Annotated in this window: 9 protein-coding genes; 2 read left to right on the top strand and 7 right to left on the bottom strand. The window is 66.4% G+C overall.

Annotated features, from left to right (window positions below; translation table 11 throughout):
- Positions 1–239: 239 nt before the first annotated feature.
- Positions 240–1,280 carry a branched-chain amino acid aminotransferase gene (locus tag FFS35_RS19680; RefSeq protein ID WP_249341752.1) on the bottom strand — a complete coding sequence of 347 codons (1,041 nt, stop codon included), beginning with the start codon at positions 1,278–1,280 and terminating at the stop codon, positions 240–242.
- A 122-nt stretch (positions 1,281–1,402) separates the two neighbouring features.
- On the opposite strand from FFS35_RS19680, the gene FFS35_RS19675 reads away from it, so the two are divergent.
- Positions 1,403–1,891, top strand: coding sequence for a MarR family transcriptional regulator (locus FFS35_RS19675; protein ID WP_137788461.1), 489 nt, complete (start codon positions 1,403–1,405; stop codon positions 1,889–1,891).
- An 8-nt stretch (positions 1,892–1,899) separates the two neighbouring features.
- Here the strand turns inward: FFS35_RS19675 and FFS35_RS19670 are convergent, their stop codons facing one another.
- The 5 genes from FFS35_RS19670 to FFS35_RS19650 all read right to left on the bottom strand — a co-directional run bounded on the left by FFS35_RS19670 (position 1,900) and on the right by FFS35_RS19650 (position 4,945).
- Positions 1,900–2,691, bottom strand: coding sequence for a pyrroline-5-carboxylate reductase dimerization domain-containing protein (locus tag FFS35_RS19670; RefSeq protein WP_137788460.1), 792 nt, complete (start codon positions 2,689–2,691; stop codon positions 1,900–1,902).
- Positions 2,691–3,203 (bottom strand): YbjN domain-containing protein, encoded by a 513-nt coding sequence (locus tag FFS35_RS19665; protein WP_171007702.1) that lies wholly within the window; start codon positions 3,201–3,203, stop codon positions 2,691–2,693. Before FFS35_RS19665 ends, FFS35_RS19670 begins: the two co-directional genes overlap by 1 nt.
- A 92-nt stretch (positions 3,204–3,295) precedes the next feature.
- Positions 3,296–3,553, bottom strand: coding sequence for an accessory factor UbiK family protein (locus tag FFS35_RS19660; RefSeq protein WP_137788458.1), 258 nt, complete (start codon positions 3,551–3,553; stop codon positions 3,296–3,298).
- A gap of 23 nt (positions 3,554–3,576) precedes the next feature.
- Positions 3,577–4,098: a TspO/MBR family protein gene (locus FFS35_RS19655; protein ID WP_137788462.1), complete on the bottom strand. Its 522-nt coding sequence runs from the start codon at positions 4,096–4,098 to the stop codon at positions 3,577–3,579.
- A gap of 112 nt (positions 4,099–4,210) precedes the next feature.
- Positions 4,211–4,945, bottom strand: coding sequence for a TlyA family RNA methyltransferase (locus tag FFS35_RS19650; protein WP_137788457.1), 735 nt, complete (start codon positions 4,943–4,945; stop codon positions 4,211–4,213).
- 175 nt (positions 4,946–5,120) lie between these two features.
- On the opposite strand from FFS35_RS19650, the gene FFS35_RS19645 reads away from it, so the two are divergent.
- A complete protein-coding gene (locus tag FFS35_RS19645) occupies positions 5,121–5,792 on the top strand; it encodes an alpha/beta hydrolase (RefSeq protein WP_137788456.1) in 672 nt (223 codons plus the stop codon).
- Positions 5,793–5,795: 3 nt separating this feature from the next.
- Here FFS35_RS19645 and FFS35_RS20150 read toward each other — a convergent pair.
- On the bottom strand, positions 5,796–5,995 hold a 200-nt coding region (locus tag FFS35_RS20150), incomplete at its 5' end, for a hypothetical protein (protein WP_212742245.1).

Here is a 5,995-nt window from a genome sequence, read left to right as displayed (position 1 = left end):
CGGCCATAGCGCCTGATTTCCGGTGACCAACAAAGCAAACCAAATGGCCACCCCGTCGGTGAAACCCCTCTAGGCCCCACCACACCAACTCGTCAAACACTTTTTGCAATTTTGTTGCGGTCGACAGAGAAAAGTACGGTTTTCTGCCATTTTCCGTTCTCGCGGGCCGCCGACGGCCGCTCCCGGGCCGGCGAATCATCCACGCTCCGGTCCCCTTCCGGCGTAAGTTTCGTCAGCGGTCAGCCGATGCGGCGCAGCCAGTTGTGCGGGTCGGGCGAGCGACCGCGCTGGATGGCGGTGAGCTGCTCGAGAAAGCGCTGGGTCTTCTGCCCCATGCCACCGGCGCCGATCTGAAACGAATAGTCCGGCCCGGATACCTGCCCGATGGGCGTGACCACCGCAGCCGTCCCGCAGGCGAAACTCTCGACCAGCTTCCCGCTCTCCGCATCCGCGCGCCACTGATCGATGCCGTAGAGTTCTTCGCGCACCGCCAGCCCCTGATCGCGAGCGAGCGCGATGATCGAATCGCGGGTGATGCCCGGCAGGATCGTGCCGGTCAGCGGCGGCGTCACGATCGAGCCGTCCTCGAACACGAAGAAGATGTTCATGCCACCGAGTTCCTCGATCCAGCGCCGCTCCGCCGCGTCGAGGAACACCACCTGATCGCAACCGCGCCGAATCGCTTCGGCTTGGGCGACCAGGCTGGTCGCGTAATTGCCGCCGCACTTCGCCTCGCCGGTGCCGCCCGGGGCGGCTCGGCTGTAATCATGGCTGACCCACAGCGAAATCGGCTTCACCCCGCCCTTCCAGTACGAGCCGACCGACGATGCCAGCACCATGTAAAGATATTCGGACGACGGCTTCACCCCGAGAAACGCCTCACTGGCGATCATGAACGGGCGCAGGTAGAGCGAACCACCCTCGCTCGCCGGAATCCAGTCCCGATCGGCGCGCACCAGCGCCTCCACCGAACCGAGGAACAGATCGTCGGGAAGCTCCGGCATCGCCAGACGACGCGCCGAATTCCGGAACCGCTGGGCGTTCGCGTCCGGGCGGAACAGCGCAGCCGCGCCGTCTTCCATCCGATATGCCTTGAGGCCTTCGAAAATTTCCTGCGCGTAATGCAGCACGGCGGTGGCGGGATCGATCGTCAGCGTCGTCCGCGCAGTCACCTTCGCGTCATGCCAGCCCTTGTCATCCGACCAGCGCACGATCGCCATATGGTCTGTGTGAACGCGCCCGAATACCGGATCGACAAGACGCGTGGCACGCTCATTCACTGGCACCGGATTGGGGCTCGGCTCGAACGCGAATTGCAGGGTGACCTCCTGTCGATCTGGCGCGCATGAAGGGCGCGGTTGACGGTTGCGATCGGGTAGGGCCGATGGCAATGCCGGTCAACATGGCCGCCTCAACCCAACCCGCCTCCCCGCTTTTCCTGCGCGAACCCGAAATCCGTCGCGGTCTGGAGCTGCTCTATTTCGGCAACAGCCACGTCACGCGATCGATCGATCAGGGGCTGGCGCAGCAGGGATTGGGGCGCGCGCATCACCGCGCGCTGTATTTCATCGCGCGCCGCCCGAACATGGCCGTAAGCGACCTGCTCGCGCTGCTGGCAATCACCAAACAGTCGCTGGGGCGGGTGCTGAACGACCTGACGGAACGCGGTCTGGTGGAAAGCCGCCCCGGCGAGCGGGACCGGCGGCAACGTCTGCTGCGCCTGACCGAACCGGGGCGTGATCTGGAAAGCGGGCTGTACGAGGCGCTGCGCGAGAAAATGTCCGCCGCCTATTCGAATGCCGGGCAGGAAGCGGTGACCGGCTTCTGGGCGGTGCTTGAGGGATTGATTCCAGAGGAAGAACGCGAACGGGTCGAGGCGCTGCGCCGGTAAGGCGTGGCTCAGCCGCGCGCCGAGGCGGCCATCTCCTCGCCACGCGCCGCTGCGGCACGGAGCGTCTCGCGCACCAGCCGGTTGAGCGCTTCCCCCGCGTCCAGCACGTCGAGCCCGGCGCGTGTCATCCCGCCGGGGCTGGCGACGGCATCCGCCAGCGCGGCAGGTGCCCGCCCATCCGCACTGGCCAGCGCCGCCGCGCCGCGCACGGTGGCCAGCGCAAGCCGCGCGGCTTCTGCCTCGGGAAGGCCCATCGCCACTCCGGCCTGCCCCAGCGCGTCGATGAAGCGAAAGAGATAGGCCGGCCCGCAGCCGGACAAGGCTGCGGCGGCGGCATAAACCGCGCCTTCGGCCCAGATCACCTCGCCAAGCGGCGCGAGCAATGCGTCGACGACCGCGCGGGTGGCGCCGGATGCGGACGGCGCGTTCACCACGCACACGCCCTGCCCGAGGGCGACGGGAAGGTTCGGCATCACCGGCACGGGCACCGGGCCGGGAAAAGCCCGCGCCAGCACGGCCTCATCCACCCCGGCGAGCATGGACAGCAGGATCGGTGCCTGACGGACCTGCGAAGCATAGTGTCTGGCGGCGTCGGCCAATTGCTGCGGTTTCACGCCCAATACGACGATATCCGGGGCTTCTTCCGCGGGCAGCTCGCGCGACTGGTGCACGCCAGCCGGCAAAGCCCGATCGCGGCGGTTGACCACGTGCACATCGGCCGCGCGCACGGCGCCGCTTTCGATCCAGCGCGTGAGCATCGCTCCCGCCATGTTGCCGCAACCGACCATCCAGAGCCGCATCACGCCTCGCCCTGGGTCTCGATCAGCGCGGCGGCGATCGCCTCGCGCGGGGTCTTGCCGCCCCACAGCACGAACTGGAACACGGGATAGAAACGCTCGCACTCGTCGATCGCGGTTTCGACCAGCAATTCCGTCGCGCCGAGCGACATCACCTGTTCGCCGTCCTCGTCACCATCCACCACCATCGCATGGCGATAGAGCAGAATGCCGCTGGACGACCATAATTCGAAATGCCCGACCCACAATTGCTCGTTCACGAGCGTCAGCGCCTCGTAGATCGCGGCGCGGCGCTCCTCGGCCACCTTCACGTCCGGGAAGCACAGAAACTGGAGGACGCTGTCCTCCTCCCGCCAGAGGCCGCGCACTTCATATTCCGTCCAGCTGCCTTTTACGGTCGCGCTGATCTCGTCGTCGTGCCGCTCGTTGGTCCAGCCATGCGCGGCGAAATAGCGCTCGAGCATATCAAGCGGCGCGGAGGCCTCGTGGTCGTCTTCGGCTTCATCAAGCATCATCTGGCCCTTATCGCACGAAGGCCGACGCGGACGCAAAGCCCGCGACGGCCCGATCATGCGAAATCTGTGAATGTCGCTCTGGCAAAAGCGCCTTATGTGCCCGCTTTCGCCTGCGCGGCTTCCAGCTTGTCGAGCCGCGCCCGCAGTTCGTCCGCCTCGTCACGCGCGGCGATCGCCATGGCCTTCACCGCCTCGAATTCCTCGCGGCTGACGAAATCCAGCCCGCCGATCCATTCGCGCGCGCGATCCCGCGCGCCGGCCTGCGCCTCCCGCCCGACACCCGCGAACGTCCCTGCGGCACCGTTCACGAACTTCACGAAATCGTCGAATATCCGATTTTCGGATTGCATCAATGTCACCTTCCGGCTGGAACTCAGCCGATTACCTGGGATGTATGCGCGGCCGGCACAAGTGTTTCCGCTCCCGGGTTGAGTTGCCCGATCCGCCACGTGAGCACGCCGGCGAAGCTTACCCATATAAGATAGGGCAGCATCAGCCACGCAGCGATGGTGCGAATCCGGCCGAACAGCACGGTCGCGGCGATCGCGATCACCAGCAACGCGACCAGATCGGCAAGCGCGAGCCAGACTTGGTGGGCGCCGAAGAACAACGGCGTCCAGACGAGGTTGAGCGCCAGCTGTACCACGAACAGCGTGATCGCCAGCCCGCGCCCCCTGGCGCCGCGTGCGTGCAGGATCATGGCCAGCGCCACGCCGATCAGCACGTAGAGGGTCGTCCAGGCGACGGGGAAGAGCCAGTTGGGCGGGGTGACCTCGGGCTTTACAAGCGCCGCATACCAGGGGCTTTCCGAACCGACCGGCACACTCCGCCCGGAAAGAAAGCCAAGCAGCAGTATCAACGGGACGGTGACGACCGCCCAGCGCAAGAATGACAGGCGCAACTGCGCCCTTGACGCTAATCCTCCCACACCGCCTCCCTGTTTGTGGCGCGCCGAACCTGCCCTGCACCTTGGCCCGCGTAAACCACTTATCGCTTGCGGCAGTGCGTCAATCCCGGACAGCGGCGATCAGGAATTCAACATTTCCCTCCGGCCCGGTGATCGGGCTGCGCTCCGTGCCCAGCACGCGCCAGCCCCGCCCGGCAAGCCACGCGGCGACTTCATCGCAGACGCGCGCGTGGATCGCGGGATCGCGGACCACCCCGCCCTTCCCCACCTCGTCGCGACCCGCCTCGAACTGCGGCTTTATCAGCGCGAGAAGTCGCGCGCCCGGCGCGGTGAGCGTCAGCGGCACATCAAGCACCTTGGCAAGCGAGATGAAGCTCGCATCGCACACCACCAGATCCACCGGCGTCGGAACGTGTTCGCTCGTCAGGATCCGCGCGCTGGTCTGCTCATGTACGATCACGCGCGGATCCTGCCGCAGCTTCCACGCAAGCTGATTGGTGCCGCTGTCCACGGCATAGACCCGCACGGCGCCCCTCGTCAGCAGCACGTCGGTGAATCCGCCGGTCGAAGAGCCCACGTCGATTGCCGTCGCGCCCGCCACATCCCAGCCGAAATGATCCAGCCCATGTGCCAGCTTGATCCCGCCGCGCGACACCCAGGGATGATCGCGTCCCCGCACATCAAGCGCTGTGTCCGTATTGAGCTGCTGACCCGGCTTGTCGACCTTCCGATCGGCGATGAACACCAGGCCGGCCATGATGAGCGCCTGCGCCCGCGTACGCGATTCGGCGAGCCCGCGATCGACAAGCAATTGATCCGCACGCGCCTTTGCCATGCCTCGCTATCGCCTGCCGATCAGTTCGTCGCAAGCCGCCTTCGATCGGGCGCGCAGTATGGAACGACCTATTGCCTATTGGATTGGTCGGAATATCTTCAACCCGAGGTCGTGGGCTGGCTGCACCCTAGAGCGGCGGTTCACGGCCTCGCCCTGACGACGAGGAGTGGCCGTCATGAGTCCGTTCTCATCCGATCTTTCGCGCCGTCCCACGATCCTGACCGTTCCGGGCCTCAACGGGTCCGGCCCTGCGCATTGGCAGACGCTTTGGGAACAGTCGCGACCGGATACGTCGCGGATCGAACTTGGGATGTGGAACACGCCGCATCGCAACGCCTGGGTCACCAAGATCGATCAGGCGGTGTCGTCCGCGCGCGCGCCGGTGATCCTGGTCGGTCACAGTCTTGGCTGTATCGCAATCTCCTGGTGGGCGACGCTCAGTCCGCAGCCTTATGGCTGGCCCGTCGCCGGCGCGCTGCTGGTGGCGCCGGCGGATGTGGACCGCGCGGAGACGCCGTCCGAAATCGCCGGCTTCGCCCCCGTGCCGCGCACGTCGCTCCCCTTCCCGTCGATCGTCGCGGCGAGCACCGATGATCCGTGGGTCTCGATCGAGCGGGCCCACAGCTTGGCCGCGGACTGGGGCAGCCATTTTGTCGATCTCGGCGCGCACGGCCATGTCAATGCGGCGAGCGGGCTGGGATGGTGGCCGGAGGGTCAGGAGTTGCTCGAACGCGTGATGGACGCGTCCGGCGGTCCGCGGGGTGAAGCCCGGTCTCCGGGAGACGCGCGCGCGATTCTCGCCCGGGAGGCGCGGCTCACCGCTGACAATCATCTCCCGGCCTCGTGAGGTTCAGCGATGATCGTCCGTCGATGAAACGCCGGGCGTCTCGCGCATGCGGGCGGCCCGCAAGCGCCGCCAAAGCGAAAGGTTGAAACAGGCCAGTGCGATGGTCATCAGTGCGGTGGCGAGGATGACCTTTGACCAGCCGGTCACGCTGTGGCGCCGACGGTGTCGGCCTCGTTCCATCGGAGTGCGGTGAGGACGGTCTT

The sequence above is a fragment of the Sphingomonas sp. 3P27F8 genome, from assembly GCF_005502745.1.
GTDB lineage: Bacteria > Pseudomonadota > Alphaproteobacteria > Sphingomonadales > Sphingomonadaceae > Sphingomonas.
Note: the sequence above shows the minus strand (reverse complement) of the source record. Positions and strands in the feature narration are given on the sequence as shown.